Genomic DNA, 15,895 nt, shown 5'->3' with positions numbered 1-15,895 from the left:
GCGCTATTCTGGGCGCCGGCCATTCCTGTCATTCGGAGATTGTTCGTGCTCGTGCGCAAACGCAGCTTTGGTCGACCCGGCGTCCTGGCATTCCTGGCCGGCATCCTCTGGTGCTGCCTGACCGGGATGGCGATGGCGCATGCGTCGCTGACGGGGGCGGTTCCGCCGGACGGGGCGGTCGTGGGCGCACCGCCGAAAATCCTGTACCTGTCCTTCAGCGAGCCGGTTTCGCCGCTGGTGCTGAAGCTCCTCCTGCCTGACGGGCAGGCGAGGTCGCTCGACGAGTTCGTCCTTCGCGACACCACGCTGGAGATCCCGACGCCCGACGGTCTCGGGCCGGGAACCCATGTGCTGACCTGGCGCGTCGTGTCGGAGGACGGGCATCCTGTCGCGGGGTCGACGATCTTTTCGATCGGCGCGCCAGGCAGCGCGCCGCAGGCGGGAACAGAGGCGATCGATTGGCCGGTGCGCTCCGCGCTGTGGCTTGCCAAGGTCGCGATGTATGTCGGTCTTTTCTTCGGTATCGGCGGCGTCTTCGCCACGCGCTGGCTGATCCCCTGTAAAGGCGGTGGTCCCCGGCTCGTCGGGACGGCAACGTTGCTCGGCCTCGTCGCGACTATCCTTTCCCTCAGCCTGCAGGGCCTCGATGCCCTCGGCGCGCCGCTCGCCGGCCTCTTCGATCCGGCCGTGTGGAAGGCCGGCTTCGCGACAAGCTTCGGCCCGACCGTCGCGGTCCTGTCGGCGGCCTTCTGTCTTGCCGTCGTCGCGGGGCGCTCCGGCTCGGCGGTGCTGAACCGCACAGCATCCCTTGTCGCGCTCGTCGCCGGGAGCGCTGCACTGGCCTTGAGCGGACACGCGAGCGCCGCTGCTCCGCAATGGCTGACGCGACCGGCGGTGTTCGTTCATGCGGTGACGATCGCGATCTGGGTCGGCGCCCTTCTGCCGCTGGCGTCCGCCCTGCGACGCGACGGGGACGCCGGTGGGCACGCGCTCGGCCGCTTTTCCCGGCTGATCCCGCTTTGCGTCGCCCTTCTCGCATTGGCCGGCCTGCTGCTGGCCGCCATCCAGGTTCGCGACCCTGCCGCACTCCTTTCGACCGCCTACGGCAACGTGCTTCTGGCGAAGATCGGATTGCTTGCGGTTCTTTTCGGCCTCGTCGCCGTCAACCGCTGGAAGCTCACCGGGCCGGCTGCGCAGGGAGATCGGAAGGCCGTGCGTCGGCTCTTCCGCGCGATCGTCGTCGAGGCCCTGATCGTCGTTGCGATTTTCGCGGTCGCCTCGGCGTGGCGGTTCACGCCGCCGCCGCGTGCGCTTGTCGTCGCGGCCGCGCAGCCGGCCACGATCCACATCCATTCCGACAAGGCGATGGCGGAGGTCACGGTCGCTCCGGGCCGTGCCGGGCCGGTCGAAATCTCGGCCGTCATCCTTTCCTCCCACTTCAGCCCGCTCGATGCCAAGGAAGTCACGTTCGTCTTGTCGAACGCGCAGGCGGGCGTCGAACCGATGCGCAGGAAAGCCGAATTGCAGACGGACGGAACCTGGCGGGCTTCGGACGTCATCATCCCCCTGGCCGGTCAATGGCAGGTGCGCATCGACGTCCTGATCGGCGACTTTGAACTCCTGCGCCTGCAGGAAGCAATCGAGGTGCGGCCATGATGTGACGGCCAACTTGTTCAGGATCGGCCTTATCGAGGCTACGCTCAGTCCCGCAAGCGCGGCCTGGGCGCAATTGTCGCATGGCGCGCGGTGCGACAATCGAGATCGATAAGAACGCTCAAGGCCCGGCTGATACGAGCACCTTGCGGTCCAGGACAGCTCCGCGGCCGATACCCCGTAGGCAAGACACGCGACGAAACTTTCCCAGTATTTGATCTCGCGCAACCCACCCCGGTTTCGCCTCGGTAGTTTCCGGCCACGAATTGGTCGCGAAATTGGAGAGGGCCGGCGGGGCTATGACGGGTAGGGAATTCTCTCGGTATCTTGGAATCGGCAGTGGCCTGGGCCTGTTGCGCGGTGCTTTTTCCGATCGCAGCGTGGCGGTGCCGTTCAGGATCAGGCAGCCTCTCCTGTCGGCGCCCCGCCCGTCGCGCAGGCGCTCCAATGTTCCGGCGGCGATTTGCGGGAACGTCCTGCAATGAAGCTTGTCCGCCTCTTCCTTCTGCTCTGCGCAAGCCTGTGCTTCACGGCGTCCGCCAGCGCGCGCACCGTGCTGCAGGAGTATCTGCCCACCGTGACCGCCTCGGATATCGTGCCGGGCGCCGAAGGTTTCGGCCCGGTGCGCGACGATCTGGCGGTGGCCCCGGTGCTGAAGGGTGGAAAGACGGCGGCCTGGGTCTTCATGACCTCGGATTTCGTGGGAACGACCGGCTATTCCGGCAAGCCGATCCATACGCTCGTGGCGGTGGATCCGGATGCGAAGATCGTCGGTGTCCGGCTGGTCAAGCACTCCGAGCCCATCGTCCTGATCGGTATTCCGGAGGCAAAGGTCAAGGCGCTGGTCGCCGGCTATGCCGGCCTCGATCTCCTCGCAGAGGCGAAGTCCGGTGGCACAGCGCATGAGGTGGATATCATCTCGGGCGCGACGGTGACGGTGATGGTGATCGACGATTCGATCGTCCGTTCCGGGCTGAAGGTCGCACGAGCGCTCGGTCTTGGCGGACTGGCTCCGGAAACGGACAATGCCGGCCCTCGTTTCGAGGTCAATCCTGCCGCCGCCGCGCCGGCCGACTGGGCCGAGGCGGACGGTGACGGTACGTTGCGCCGGCTGTCGCTCGATGTGGCGCAGGTCAATGCCGCTTTCGCCGACCATCCGGACGAGCGCACCCGCGAGCGCGCCATTGCGGAAGCGCCGCAAACCACCTTCATCGACATGCAGGCGGCGCTGGTCTCGGTGCCCTCCATTGGCGCAGCGGTGCTCGGCAAGGCCGGGGACGCCAACCTGCGCGGTTGGCTGGGTGAGGGCGATAACGCCATCGCCCTGTTTGGACGCGGTCTCTATTCCTTCAAGGGGTCCGGCTATGTGCGCGGCGGCATCTTCGACCGCATCGTGCTGATCCAGGACGATGTTTCCGTGCGCTTCCGCGACCGCGACCATCGCCGCCTCGGGGGCATCGCCCTTGCCGGCGCGCCGGAATTCTCCGAGATGGACCTGTTCCGCATTCCCGCCGGCCTCGGCTTCGATCCGACAAAGCCCTTCCGCATCCAGCTTCTGGCGCATCGCGAGGTCGGGCCGATCGAGAAGGTCTTCCACACATTCGATCTCGCCTACCAGCTGCCGCAGAAATACCTGCGTGCCGTCGCTTCGCCGGCTAAGGAGGTCGCGGCCGTCGCCGAGCGCGACGAAGGGACCGCGCAGACCGACTTGTGGCGGCGCATCTGGCAGGACTCGAAGCTGAAGATCGCGGTTCTGGCGTCCATGCTTGTCGTATTGACGGGGGTATTCTTCTTCCAGAGCTATGCGGTCAGGAGCGCGCGGGGCTTCACTATCTTCCGCATGTCCTTCCTGACGGCGACGCTGGTCTTCCTCGGCTGGTACGCCAATGCGCAGCTCTCCGTCGTCAACCTGATGGCATTGTTCGGCAGCTTCGTGAACGGCTTCAGCTGGCAGGCGTTCCTGCTCGATCCGCTGACCTTCATCCTGTGGTTCGCCGTCGCCGCCGCGCTTCTGTTCTGGGGGCGGGGAGCCTATTGCGGCTGGCTCTGCCCCTTCGGTGCCCTGCAGGAACTGACCAACCAGATCGCGCGCAAGCTGCGCATCCCGCAATGGACGCTGCCCTGGGGCCTGCACGAGCGGCTCTGGCCGATCAAGTACATGATTTTCCTCGGTCTCTTCGGGACCTCCCTGATCAGCGTCGAGCAGGCCGAGCACCTGGCCGAGATCGAGCCGTTCAAGACGGCGATCATCCTGAAGTTCATCCGCGCCTGGCCGTTCGTGGCCTATGCCGTAGCCCTGCTGGTCGCCGGGCTCTTCGTCGAGCGGTTCTATTGCCGCTACCTCTGCCCGCTGGGCGCCGCGCTCGCGATCCCCGCGCGCATCCGCATGTTCGACTGGCTCAAGCGCTACCACGAATGCGGAAACCCCTGCCAGACCTGCTCCAACCAGTGCCCGGTGCAGGCGATCCACCGCACCGGCGAGATCAATCCGAACGAGTGCATCAACTGTCTGCACTGCCAGGTGCTCTACCAGTCCGAAACCGTCTGCCCCGTCGTGATGAAGAAGATGAAATCGCGCGCAAAGCTGGCGGCGAGCCCTGGCGGCGCCCCGATCCACCAACCTGCAGCCAAGGTTTAACAAAGGAAGGAACCCGATCATGGAATCGAAGGACAACAAGGGGCTGAGCCGGCGTGCTCTCTTCAGCGCCACGGCAGGCACTGCCGTTCTGGCCGGCACGATGGGGCCGGCGGCACTCGGCCTCGGCGCTGCGGGCCTGGCCACGCCGGCCCGTGCAGCCGGGGGCGACGGTTCGGTCTCGCCCGGCAAGCTGGACGACTACTACGGCTTCTGGTCCTCGGGCCAGACCGGCGAGATGCGCATCCTCGGCATTCCCTCGATGCGCGAACTAATGCGGGTGCCGGTGTTCAACCGTTGCTCGGCCACCGGCTGGGGGCAGACCAACGAATCGATCCGCATCCACCAGCGGACAATGTCGGAGAAGACGAAGAAGCAGCTTGCCGCCAACGGCAAGAAGATTCACGACAACGGCGACCTGCACCACGTCCACATGTCCTTCACCGAGGGCAAGTACGACGGTCGCTTCCTGTTCATGAACGACAAGGCCAACACTCGCGTGGGGCGCGTGCGTTGCGACGTGATGAAGACCGACGCCATCCTGGAAATTCCCAATGCCAAGGGAATCCACGGCATGCGCCCGCAGAAATGGCCGCGTTCGAACTACGTGTTCTGCAACGGCGAGGACGAGGCGCCGCTCGCCAATGACGGCTCGACCATGAAGGACGTGTCGACCTACGTGAACATCTTCACCGCCGTCGATGCCGATAAGTGGGACGTGGCCTGGCAGGTGAGGGTTTCGGGCAATCTCGACAATTGCGAAGCCGACTACGAGGGCAAGTGGGCGTTTTCGACCAGCTACAACTCCGAAATGGGGATGACGCTGTGAGATGACCAAGTCCGAGATGGACCACGTCGTCGTCTTCAACATCGCCGAGATCGAGAAGGCCATCGCAGCGGGACAGTATGAGGAGATCAACGGCGTCAAGGTGCTGGACGGCCGCAAGGAGGCCAAGTCCCTCTTCACCCGCTACATCCCGATCGCCAACAACCCGCACGGCTGCAACATGGCGCCGGACAAGAAGCACCTGTGCATCGCCGGCAAGCTTTCGCCCACCGTCACCGTGCTGGACGTGACGAAGTTCGACGCCCTGTTCTACGACGATGCCGAACCGCGCAGCGCCGTGGTGGCGGAGCCGGAACTGGGCCTCGGCCCGCTGCACACTGCCTTCGACGGGCGCGGCAACGCCTACACGTCGCTGTTCCTCGACAGCCAGGTGGTGAAGTGGAACATCGACGAGGCCATCCGCGCCTATGCCGGCGAAAAGATCAACCCGATCAAGGACAAGCTGGACGTCCAGTACCAGCCCGGCCACCTGAAGACGGTAATGGGCGAGACGCTGGACGCCTCCAATGACTGGCTGGTGTGCCTGTGCAAGTTCTCCAAGGACCGGTTTCTGAACGTCGGTCCGCTGAAGCCGGAAAACGATCAGCTCATCGACATTTCGGGCGACAAGATGGTGCTGGTGCATGACGGTCCGAATTTCGCCGAGCCGCATGACGCGATCGCCGTCGCCCCCTCGATCCTGCCGAACATCCGCTCGGTTTGGGACCGGAACGATCCGCTCTGGGCCGAAACGCGCAAGCAGGCCGAGGCCGATGGCGTCAATATCGACGAGTGGGCCGATGCCGTGATCCGCGATGGCAACAAGGTGCGGGTCTACATGACCTCGGTCGCGCCGAGCTTCAGCCACGAGAGCTTCACGGTGAAGGAAGGCGACGAGGTCACGGTGATCGTCACCAACCTCGACGAGATCGACGACCTGACGCACGGCTTCACCATGGGCAACCATGGCGTGGCGATGGAGATCGGGCCGCAGCAGACGAGCTCGGTCACCTTCGTCGCGGCCAATCCCGGTGTCTACTGGTACTATTGCCAGTGGTTCTGCCATGCCCTGCACATGGAAATGCGCGGCCGCATGTTCGTGGAACCGAAGGACGCCTGATCCATGCGCCTGCTCGCCCTTTTGATCGGCCTTCTTCTCGCCTCGCCGCTTGCCGCGGCGGAGCGCGAGGTCATGCCGGGAGAGGGCAGCCTCGCGGCTGCCGTCGCCGGGGCTGAACCCGGCGATGTGCTGAAACTGAGTGACGGGGCCTATGCCGGCCCCGTCACCGTCGACCGGCCGCTCGCCATCACCGGCCCGCGCGGGGCAGTGGTGGACGGGCAGGGCCTCGGCAGCGTGGTGACGATTTCCGCACCGGACGTGACCTTGACGGGCTTTACCGTCACCGGGTCGGGCCGCGTGAACCAGGAACTCGACGCAGGCGTGAAAATCCTTCAGGGCGCCGACCGCGCCCGCATCGAGGGGCTGCTCGTCACCGGCAACATGCACGGCATCGACGTGCATGGCGGCCGCGACGCCGCTGTCGTAGCAAACGAGATCGTCGGCACGAACAGCCCGCGCATGAACGAACGCGGCAACGGCATCTATGTCTGGAACAGTCCCGGCACGCTGCTGGAAGGCAATGTCATCCGCTACGGCCGCGACGGTATCTTTTCCAATGCCAGTGCCGACAGCGTCTACCGCGGCAACGTCATGCGCGACCTGCGCTTTGCCGTGCACTTCATGTACACACGCAACACCGAGGTCTCCGGCAATGTCTCGATCGGGAACCATCTTGGCTTCGCCATCATGTTCTCCAACCGGGCGAAGATCCTGAACAATCTCAGCCTCGGCGACCGCGAGCACGGGCTGATGCTGAACTATGCCAACAACGCCGACGTCACCGGCAACCTGGTGCGAGGGGGCACGAAGAAATGCCTCTTCATCTACAATGCCCACAAGAATCTCATCTGGGACAACCGTTTCGAAGGCTGCGGCATCGGCATTCATTTCACCGCCGGCTCGGAGAAGAACGTCTTGACCGGCAATGCCTTCATCGCCAATCGCGAGCAGGTGAGATATGTCGGCACCCGCAACATGGAATGGAGCCATGAGGGCAGGGGTAATTTCTGGTCCGACCACCCGGCCTTCGACCTCAACGGCGACGGCATCGCCGACAGCTTCTACCGCCCCAACGACCTGATGGACCAGATCCTCTGGTCGCAGCCGGCAGCAAGTCTGCTGATCGGCTCGCCCGCCGTGCAACTCGTGCGCTGGAGCCAGCGGGACTTTCCCGCAACGCTGCCCGGAGGCGTGCGCGACAGCGCGCCGCTGATGCGCCCCCTGACGATATCCGTCCCGCCTGAAATCCTCGCCCATGAGGCCGAGGCCGCCGGCCGTTGGACCGAAGGAAACAACGATGACACCGACCCTGACGATCTCGCGGCTCACTAAGGCATTTCCGGGAAGTGCGGGAAGACAGCGCATTCAGGCCGTCGAGGCGCTGAAGCAGGTCTCGTTGACGCTGGAGGCCGGAAAGCGCGCGGCATTGCTGGGCCACAACGGCGCGGGCAAATCGACGATGATGAAGATCGTCCTCGGCCTCATCCCGTTCGACAGCGGCGAGGTTTCGGTCTGCGGCGCGCATCCCGGCTCGCCCGCAGCACGGACGCGCGTTGCCTATCTGCCGGAAAACGTCGCCTTCCATCCGGCGCTCACCGGCGAGGAGCAGCTCCGCCACTATCTTTCGCTGCGGGGCGAAGATCCGCGCCAGGCCATGGAGCTACTGGCGCGCGTGGGCCTGACCCCTGCCGCGCGGCGGCGGATCGGCACCTATTCCAAGGGCATGCGCCAGCGCGTGGGGCTGGCCCAGACGCTGATCGGCCGTCCCCGTCTCCTGGTGCTGGACGAGCCGACGTCCGGCCTCGACCCGGTGTCGCGGCGCGACTTCTACGACCTGCTCGACGGTCTTGCCGCCGAGGGAACCGCAATCCTGCTCTCCTCCCACGTGCTGACCGAGGTGGAGGCCCGCACCGACCGCATCCTCATCCTTTCCGGTGGGGAACTGGTGGCGGAAGGCACGCTCGCGGATCTTCGCGCCCGCGCAGCACTCCCCGTCAGCCTTCTGGTCCGCCCAGCGCCCGGATATGCAGCACGGCTGGCGGCGGCTTTTCCCGAAGGTTCGCAAGACGGAGACGGACTCCTGCGTCTCGCCTGCAGGCAGGCGGAAAAGCTGCCGCTCCTTGCCCGCATCACCATGCTCGGGTCGGCGGTCGCCGACCTCGACGTGATCCCGCCGAGCCTCGAGGACATCTACAGCCATTTCAGTCGGAGGGACGGGCAATGAGCCGCATCCTTGCCACTGCGGTCTGCGAGTTCCGCATCGCGCTCCGCAACCGCTGGGTCTCCATCGCCACCGGCATGATGGTGCTCTTCGCGCTGGTGCTGGCCGCCGCCGGCTCGGCGCCGACCGGTGATGTCGGCGTGGACCGGTTGTCGGTGACGGTCGCCTCGCTTACTTCGCTTGCGGTCTATCTGGTGCCGCTCCTGGCGCTGCTGATGAGCTTCGATGCGGTGGCGGGCGAGGTGGAGCGCGGCACGCTGCCGCTGTTGCTCACCTATCCGGTCTCGCGCCTGCAGATCCTGCTCGGCAAGCTTCTGGCGCATCTCGCCATCCTCGGTCTTGCGGCCGCTCTCGGCTATGGCGCGGCAGCGCTGGTGGCGGTGGGGTCCGATCCCGGCGCGCTCAAAGGCCTGGCGTCGCTTTGGCGCCTGATCTGGTCCTCGGTCCTGCTCGGCGCGACCTTTCTCGGTGCGGGTTATGCGCTCTCCTCGATGGCGAAGCGGCCTTCCGGGGCGGCGGGGCTGGCCATAGCCCTTTGGCTGGTGGCGGTGGTCCTCTACGATCTCGCCTTGCTGGCGCTGATCGTCACCGACGGCGGCGGGGCCTTCACCACGCAGGCGCTGCCGGTGGCCCTGCTCGCCAATCCGGCCGATGCCTTCCGCGTCTTCAATCTCTCGGCGGCCGAGGCAGTCGCGGCCGCCGGCGGCATCGGCGGGGCGGCGGGGGCGATCCCGCTCTGGCAATCGGCCGCCTCGCTCCTCCTCTGGCCGCTCGCCGCCATCGCCCTTGCCGTCGCCGCTTTCCGGAAGGTCACGCCATGAGGAAACGCCTCCGCCACGCTTTGCTCCTTGCCGCGCTCGCGCTCCTTTCCGCCTGCAAGGAAGAGGTGAGCCGCAACATCGCACCGCAGGAGATGACGCCCGACACCCTCGGCCATTACTGCCAGATGAACCTTCTGGAGCATCCCGGTCCCAAGGCCCAGGTCTTTCTGGATGGCTACCCCGCTCCGCTGTTCTTTAGCCAGGTGCGCGACGTCATTGCCTATACCCGCGCACCCGAGCAGGTAGCCCCGATCCTCGCCGTTTATGTCAATGACATGGGTGCTGCGGGGGCGACGTGGGACCAGCCGGGCAAGGGCAACTGGATCGCCGCCGAGGCGGCCTTCTATGTTGTCGGCTCGGCGCGAGAGGGCGGCATGGGAGCGCCGGAAGCCGTGCCGTTTTCCAGCCGGGAGCGGGCCGATGCTTTCGCGCTCGCCGAGGGCGGCCATGTCTTGGCGCTCTCGGATATCGCCGACGACATGGTCCTCGCGCCAGTCGAGACCGGCGAAGGCCGCGAGGCTGACGACGAGGACTTTCGCGACCGCCTGCACACCCTGTCCCATCCAGCCGGAGGCTGAGCCATGACGATCACCCGCCGCCGCCTGATCGCGATTTCCGCGGTTCTGGCCGCACTGCCCGCCGCCGCCCGTGCCGATACTGGAACTGCCCGCCTCTGGACCGGGCAGGCGCTCGGTGCGCGCGCCTCGATCCGCCTCGACCATCCCGATGGCGAGGCCATCGCCGCGCGGGTCATGGCCGAAATCGGCCGGCTGGAGGATATCCTCAGCCTCTACCGCCCGGACAGCGCGCTCTCGCGGCTGAACCGTGATGGGCATCTCACAGCCCCGCCCTTCGAGCTGTTGGAGTGCCTGTCGCTGGCGGGCGCCGTGCATCGGGCTAGCGGCGGACGGTTCGATCCGACCGTGCAGTCGCTCTGGGCGCTCTGGGCGCAATCCGCTGCAAACGGGGGGCGGCCCGATGCGGAGGCGATCGAAGAGGTACGGCGCAGGACCGGCTGGTACAAGGTGGAACTCGATGCCGCGGTGATCGCCCTTCAGCCCGGCATGGCCCTGACGCTGAACGGCATCGGTCAAGGCTATGTCGCCGACCGGGTCGCCACGCTTTTGGAAGCCGAAGGGTTGACCGACATCCTGATCGATACCGGAGAGTTCCGCGCACTCGGCGGCAGACCGGAGGGCGGCGGCATATCCGGAGAGGGGTGGCCAGTACGACTGGAAACGGGCGAACGCCTGGCGCTGCGCCAGCGCGCGCTCGCCACCTCCGCGCCCCTCGGCACGACCTTCGACCAGGCCGGACAAGACGGCCATATTCTCGACCCCGCCACCGGGAGGCCGGGACCCGCTCGCTGGCGCGCAATCTCGGTCTCCGCCCCCACGGCGGCAATAGCCGACGCAGTGGCAACGGCCGCCTGCCTGATGCCCGACGCAGGATCGATCGTCGCCATGATCGAGCGCTTCGAAGGGGCGCGTCTCGAAGCCAGCGTATGATTGAAGCCGCACCGTCCCGGCTGCCCCGTCCCGCTTCGCGTGAGGTGCAGCCATCATATCCGGGACGGTGCTTGCTGTGCTAAGCATCAGGCATGGGATTCGGGGTTTTTATTCATCGGTCAGATTCGATCTACGACGACAGTCCAGCGGAACAGTATCAATTTCCGAGCCAGTATCTCGGCCGTGTGCAAGCCTGTGTCGGAGACTGGATTATTTACTATGAGCCGCGCAAGGTTGCGGCGACACGCGGCTATTTTGCTGTGGCCAAAGTCGATCGGGTTATCCCGGACCCAAAGGCCCCAGGGATGCATCTGGCGCTGATAGATCCAGGCAGCTATCTCGACTTCATCAATCCCGTTCCTTTCACTGGACCAGAGGGGGTCATAGAGCGCGGCGTCTTGAATGATGAGGGGCGGATTTCTGGCAGGGCGCAGGCGGCTGTAAGGCCCATTTCCGTGGCAGATTTCAATCGTATCGTGTCGATTGGCTTGGATGAGGATGAGCCTGAGTTGCCGCGAACGGAAGAGTGGGGAGCTACACTCCCTGCTGCTGGGTTTGAAAATGGAGCTCAGGCGCCGTTCCTATTTGAGCAGGAGCGCGACCGCGTCACACAGCTCTCGTCGCGGATCGTTCGTGACCGGTTGTTTCGACGGCTTGTCTTGCAGGCCTACGACAAGAGGTGTGCGATCACCGGGTTAAAGCTCATAAATGGCGGCGGGCGCGCGGAAGTCGACGCTGCCCATATTCGGCCTGTCGAGGCAAGCGGACCCGATATTCTCACCAATGGCATTGCGCTGTCGGGCACGGCTCACTGGATGTTTGACCGCGGCCTCATCAGCCTTTCGGACGAGCTGAATATCCTGGTCTCACGGCAGGTCAATGACCCGGAGAGCATCTGGGGGTTGATCAACAAGACCGGAATGGCCATCGTCCCATCGCGGCCTTTCGAAAGGCCGCATCCTCATTTTCTCCGCTGGCATCGCGAAAATTGCTTCAAGCATTGATTGTGCGAGAGGCAGAACAGCGCTCGCGGAGCTACCAAGGGCGGCCCCGAGCGCGTCGGAGCCGCCCTGTTCCGCATCACTCCGAAAGCGCGTTCGCGGCCTTTGCGATCACGTCGGCCACCTTTTCCGGTTGCGAGGCGAAGACGGCGTGGCTTGCTTCGATCTCGGTGACGTCGCTGCCGGCGCGGCTGGCCATGGCGCGCTCGAGCTCGGGATTGATCGAGCGATCCGCGGTGGCGACGATCGCCCAGCTCTTCCTGGTCTTCCAGGCCGGATCGCCGACCTTCGCCGCGAAAGCCTCCTTGGCGGCGAACACCTGGGATTTGGCGAGAAATTCCGCTTCATCCTTCGGCAGGTCGGCCCCGAAGTCGTTGGGGAAGGCCGCGGGGTCGATATAGAGGAACTTGCCGTCCTTCGTTTCGCGGATATTCATGCCGCTGGCCGGCTTCGAGCTTGCCAGAGAGAGCAGGCTTTCGCCCTTGTCCGGCTGGAAGGCCGCGACGTAGACGAGACCTGCCACCCTGTCGTCGTTGCCGGCTTCGGTGATGACGATGCCGCCGTAGCTATGGCCGACGAGCAGGACCGGCCCGTCCTGGAGGTCGAGCACCCGCCTGGTTGCCGCGATATCGTCGGTAAGCGAGGTGATCGGCTGCTGGACGATCGTGACGTTGAAGCCGCGATCTTCGAGGATGTCCGTCGCCTTGCGCCAGCCCGAACCATCGGCCAGCGCGCCGTGGACGATAACGATGTTCTTCACCTCGGCCGCATGCGCGGCAACGGCGATGACGCTGGTTGCGAAGGCGAGGGCGAGTGTCGAGAGAGTACGGCGGTTCATGTCTGTCTCCTGTGATTGATGGGGGAAGGAAAAGGGAAGGGCTGTTCAGCCGAAAGTGAAGGCGTAGGCCTCGACGCCGGGATCGAGGAAACGGATTTCGAACGTCCGCTCCTCCACCTCGCCCGCCTGGCGGACGAGCTGGTAGAGCCGGGTCGCGGTCACCGTGCCGTTGCCGGCTTCGTCGATGTCGGCACCGTGATCGGCGCCCGGCGCCTTGCCATCGATCGTGACCTGGAAGCGTGCCGCCTTTCCCGCGGCAGTCGGTCCGAGGACGAGATGCAGGTCGCGGGCGCTGAAACGGTAGGAGATGCCGCCTTGCGGCCGGTCGAGTTTAGCACTTTCCGGGCCGACGGTCCAAGTTCCGGACAGGCCCCATGCGTTGAGGCCCGGCCTTTCGATCGAATAGGCGCGCGGGGCATCGGCAGCGAGGCCTTCGGGGGAAACGAAGTTCGTGGCGCGCTGATAGCCGAGATAGGTTTCGCCGGAGCGAACGTTCTGCAAGTCCGGGCCCGCTTCGGCGCCGCTGGCGTCGGGCGTGACCATAGCGCTTGCCTGCTTGTTGCTGCCGGCCTCGCGCAGCAGGCCCTGGATCGCTTCTTCGGTCCGGGCATAGTTGCCCTCGCCGAAATGGTGATAGCGGATCCGGCCCTGCGCATCGATCAAGTAGTGCGCCGGCCAGTAGCTGTTGTCGAATGCGCGCCAGATGCGGTAGTCGTTGTCGATCGCGACCGGATAGACGATGCCGAAGTCCTCGACCGCCTTTCTGACGTTGTCGATCTTCTTCTCGAAGGCGAATTCCGGCGCATGCACGCCGATGACGACCAGGCCCTGGTCCTTGTACTTCTCCGCCCAGGCGCGGACGTAGGGCACTGTGCGAATGCAGTTGATGCAGGAATAGGTCCAGAAATCGACGAGCACGACCTTGCCGCGGAGCGCCTTGCTGTCGAGCGGCGGCGAATTCAGCCATTCGACGGCGCCGTCGAGCGCGGGGGCTGTGCCTTCGACCGGCAGGTCGCTGCGGAACGGCTGCGTGCTTTCGGCGACGCCGACGATCGCCTCGGTACTCTCATCCCTCGACCTGGGATGAAGGCGGTCGAGCACGGTCTGTTCCAGGGCGGTGGTGCCGGCATAGGAAAGCCGGGCCAGCAGCCCGGTATCGAGGCCGAGTGCGATGGTGGCGACGCCCACCAGAACTGCGACGCCCAAGGCCTGGCGAAGCCTTTCGCTGACGCCGAGCGACCGCTTCATGCCGGCAAAGACCCGGCCACCGACGAAGAGAGCCACGGCAAGCGAGGTCACAGCACCCGCGGCATAGGCGAGCAGCAGGACGGTGGTTTCGAGATTGGCGCCCTGAAGCGCTGCACCCGTCAGCACCAGCCCCAGGATCGGTCCGGCGCAGGGCGCCCAGAGCAGGCCGGTGGCGATGCCGAGCACGAGCGATCCCGCCGCCGTCTGCCCGGCGCCCGAACGATCGGATGCTTTCAACAGCCGGTTGCCGAGATCGACCACCGGCCGGCTGGCGATGCTTGCGATGCGGGGGGAAAGGAGGCTGATGCCGAAGACGGCGAGCAGCGCGATGGCGGCGAGGCGGCCATATTCATTGGCGTGGATCGCCCAGCTGCCGCCGACCGCCGCCAGCGTTGCGACCAGCGTGAACGTCGCCGCCATGCCGATCAGCATGGGCAGCGTGCTGTGCAGGAAAGGCTGGCCGGCACGGGCGAAGACGAAGGGCAGGACGGGGAGGATGCACGGGCTTAGAATGGTCAGCGCGCCTCCGAGATAGGCAATGACAAGAAGCGTCATCATCGTTTCCTTTGAACCGGGGTTACGGCGCTGACCGGCGAGGTGGCGCGGCCAGCAACGGGAGCGATCTGGCCAGCGGCGCGTATCTCGCATGTGTCAGGGACGGGGCGAAATTGTACCGAAGTGTAGGAAGGCCCCGCCTCGCTACACAGCGGGACAATCGCTTCGGCTGATTGCCTGCGTCGGGGCGGGAAATGTATAGGAATGTATCCCGGCGGGCGGATGCTACACCCGCATGCAATAGGGGATCGTCCCGAACACATCGGGGATACATGCAGCAGGCCATATCGGCGTCATGTTCAATCTCACCCGGAGAAAGCCCATGCGAGACATGATCGATCACCAGCGCCGCCGGTTCTTCGGCTTTGCCGCCATGATGGTCGCCGCGGCCGAGTTCGGCGCCGCAACCATCGCCAATGCCCAATCGTCGGCAGCATCACCGTCCATGGCCAAGGCGAAGGGGCATACGTCCTTTGCGACGCTGAAGCAGGTGAAGGCCGGTGTCCTTGATATCGGCTATGCCGAAGCCGGTCCGGCGGACGGACCGGTGGTGCTGCTGGTGCACGGGTGGCCCTACGACATCCACAGTTTCGTCGATGTCGCGCCGATCCTCGCGGCGGCGGGCTATCGGGTGATCGTCCCCTTTCTTCGCGGCTACGGCACCACCCGCTTCCTTTCGGACGAGACGCCGCGCAACGGCCAGCAATCGGCGCTTGCCGTCGACATGATCGCCTTGATGGATGCGCTCGGCATCGAAAAGGCGATCGTCGCCGGCTGCGACTGGGGCGCGCGCACCGTCAACATCATGGCTGCGCTCTGGCCGGAACGCTGCCAGGCTTTGGTTTCGGTCAGCGGCTACCTGATCGGCAGCCAGGCGGCGAACGCCAGGCCGCTGGCGCCGTCAGCAGAGCTCTCCTGGTGGTATCAGTTCTATTTCGCAACGGAGCGGGGTCGCCTCGGCTACGCGGCCAACACGCGCGATTTTGCACGGCTGATCTGGCGCACGGCCTCGCCCACCTGGGACTTCGACGATGAGACCTTCCAGCGCTCGGCTGCGGCCTTCGACAATCCGGACCACGTCGCCGTCACCATCGACAATTATCGCTGGCGCCTTGGGCTTTCGCAGGGAGAGGAGAAATACGACGCCTATGAACGCCGGCTCGCGGAGGCTCCCGCCATCGCCATCCCGACGATCACGCTCGAAGGCGATGCCAACGGCGCGCCGCATCCCGATCCCGCCATCTATGCCAAGAAGTTCACCGGAAAATACGAGCACCGCACCATTTCCGGCGGCATCGGCCACAACCTGCCGCAGGAGGCACCGCAGGCCTTCGCGCAGGCCGTGCTCGACGTCGCCCGCTTGTGAGCGGACTGCTTCATCGCCATTTCTCCCCTTCGCGGGAGCCGGCGCAAGGTCTAGAACGGTGTGGTGGCAGATGGGCCGCCACAGGAGGCTTCGAAAGTCCGTC

11 protein-coding genes and 1 pseudogene are annotated in these 15,895 nt (G+C 65.5%); 10 read left to right on the top strand and 2 right to left on the bottom strand.

Annotated features, from left to right (window positions below; all coding sequences use genetic code 11):
- The first annotated feature begins 45 nt into the window (after positions 1 to 45).
- From GGQ64_RS18040 to GGQ64_RS18000, 9 genes and pseudogenes are all read left to right on the top strand, one after another.
- Positions 46 to 1,656, top strand: a complete 1,611-nt coding sequence (locus GGQ64_RS18040; RefSeq protein WP_343059512.1) for a copper resistance CopC/CopD family protein — start codon at positions 46 to 48, stop codon at positions 1,654 to 1,656.
- 478 nt (positions 1,657 to 2,134) lie between these two features.
- Positions 2,135 to 4,291 carry a NosR/NirI family protein gene (locus tag GGQ64_RS18035; protein WP_183806698.1) on the top strand — a complete coding sequence of 719 codons (2,157 nt, stop codon included), beginning with the start codon at positions 2,135 to 2,137 and terminating at the stop codon, positions 4,289 to 4,291.
- Between the two features lie 19 nt (positions 4,292 to 4,310).
- Positions 4,311 to 6,234 (top strand): annotated as a pseudogene (nosZ, locus tag GGQ64_RS18030) (TAT-dependent nitrous-oxide reductase).
- 3 nt (positions 6,235 to 6,237) lie between these two features.
- Complete coding sequence (locus tag GGQ64_RS18025) at positions 6,238 to 7,566, top strand: nitrous oxide reductase family maturation protein NosD (protein WP_183806697.1); 1,329 nt, start codon at positions 6,238 to 6,240, stop codon at positions 7,564 to 7,566.
- The gene (locus GGQ64_RS18020; protein WP_183806696.1) at positions 7,532 to 8,458 is read left to right on the top strand and encodes an ABC transporter ATP-binding protein; all 927 of its coding nucleotides are present in this window, start codon (positions 7,532 to 7,534) and stop codon (positions 8,456 to 8,458) included. Before GGQ64_RS18025 ends, GGQ64_RS18020 begins: the two co-directional genes overlap by 35 nt.
- Entirely contained in the window at positions 8,455 to 9,276 is an 822-nt protein-coding gene (locus GGQ64_RS18015) for an ABC transporter permease (RefSeq protein ID WP_183806695.1), read from the top strand. Before GGQ64_RS18020 ends, GGQ64_RS18015 begins: the two co-directional genes overlap by 4 nt.
- On the top strand, positions 9,273 to 9,854 hold the full coding sequence (locus GGQ64_RS18010; RefSeq protein WP_183806694.1) for a nitrous oxide reductase accessory protein NosL: 582 nt from the start codon (positions 9,273 to 9,275) through the stop codon (positions 9,852 to 9,854). Before GGQ64_RS18015 ends, GGQ64_RS18010 begins: the two co-directional genes overlap by 4 nt.
- Before the next feature lie 3 nt (positions 9,855 to 9,857).
- The gene (locus GGQ64_RS18005) at positions 9,858 to 10,784 is read left to right on the top strand and encodes an FAD:protein FMN transferase (RefSeq protein ID WP_183806693.1); all 927 of its coding nucleotides are present in this window, start codon (positions 9,858 to 9,860) and stop codon (positions 10,782 to 10,784) included.
- 92 nt (positions 10,785 to 10,876) lie between these two features.
- On the top strand, positions 10,877 to 11,788 hold the full coding sequence (locus GGQ64_RS18000) for an HNH endonuclease (RefSeq protein WP_183806692.1): 912 nt from the start codon (positions 10,877 to 10,879) through the stop codon (positions 11,786 to 11,788).
- A 76-nt stretch (positions 11,789 to 11,864) separates the two neighbouring features.
- Here GGQ64_RS18000 and GGQ64_RS17995 read toward each other — a convergent pair whose 3' ends face one another.
- On the bottom strand, positions 11,865 to 12,623 hold the full coding sequence (locus GGQ64_RS17995; RefSeq protein ID WP_183806691.1) for an alpha/beta hydrolase: 759 nt from the start codon (positions 12,621 to 12,623) through the stop codon (positions 11,865 to 11,867).
- Between the two features lie 45 nt (positions 12,624 to 12,668).
- Positions 12,669 to 14,426 carry a cytochrome c biogenesis protein DipZ gene (locus GGQ64_RS17990; protein WP_183806690.1) on the bottom strand — a complete coding sequence of 586 codons (1,758 nt, stop codon included), beginning with the start codon at positions 14,424 to 14,426 and terminating at the stop codon, positions 12,669 to 12,671.
- Positions 14,427 to 14,748: 322 nt separating this feature from the next.
- Here GGQ64_RS17990 and GGQ64_RS17985 point away from each other — a divergent pair, with 322 nt between their 5' ends.
- Positions 14,749 to 15,792: an alpha/beta fold hydrolase gene (locus GGQ64_RS17985; RefSeq protein ID WP_183806689.1), complete on the top strand. Its 1,044-nt coding sequence runs from the start codon at positions 14,749 to 14,751 to the stop codon at positions 15,790 to 15,792.
- Positions 15,793 to 15,895: the final 103 nt, after the last annotated feature.

The sequence above is a fragment of the Mycoplana azooxidifex genome, from assembly GCF_014196765.1.
Classification (GTDB): Bacteria; Pseudomonadota; Alphaproteobacteria; order Rhizobiales; family Rhizobiaceae; genus Mycoplana; species Mycoplana azooxidifex.
The sequence above is the reverse complement of the archived record's forward strand: the minus strand, read 5'-3'. Positions and strand labels throughout refer to the sequence as shown.

Coding starts and splice junctions, on each gene's coding strand:
- GGQ64_RS18035 (WP_183806698.1), top strand. CDS start 2,135: ATGAAGCTTGTCCGCCTCTTCCTTCTGCTCTGCGCAAGCCTGTGCTTC.
- GGQ64_RS18025 (WP_183806697.1), top strand. CDS start 6,238: ATGCGCCTGCTCGCCCTTTTGATCGGCCTTCTTCTCGCCTCGCCGCTT.
- GGQ64_RS18020 (WP_183806696.1), top strand. CDS start 7,532: ATGACACCGACCCTGACGATCTCGCGGCTCACTAAGGCATTTCCGGGA.
- GGQ64_RS18015 (WP_183806695.1), top strand. CDS start 8,455: ATGAGCCGCATCCTTGCCACTGCGGTCTGCGAGTTCCGCATCGCGCTC.
- GGQ64_RS18010 (WP_183806694.1), top strand. CDS start 9,273: ATGAGGAAACGCCTCCGCCACGCTTTGCTCCTTGCCGCGCTCGCGCTC.
- GGQ64_RS18005 (WP_183806693.1), top strand. CDS start 9,858: ATGACGATCACCCGCCGCCGCCTGATCGCGATTTCCGCGGTTCTGGCC.
- GGQ64_RS18000 (WP_183806692.1), top strand. CDS start 10,877: ATGGGATTCGGGGTTTTTATTCATCGGTCAGATTCGATCTACGACGAC.
- GGQ64_RS17995 (WP_183806691.1), bottom strand. CDS start 12,623: ATGAACCGCCGTACTCTCTCGACACTCGCCCTCGCCTTCGCAACCAGC.
- GGQ64_RS17990 (WP_183806690.1), bottom strand. CDS start 14,426: ATGACGCTTCTTGTCATTGCCTATCTCGGAGGCGCGCTGACCATTCTA.
- GGQ64_RS17985 (WP_183806689.1), top strand. CDS start 14,749: ATGCGAGACATGATCGATCACCAGCGCCGCCGGTTCTTCGGCTTTGCC.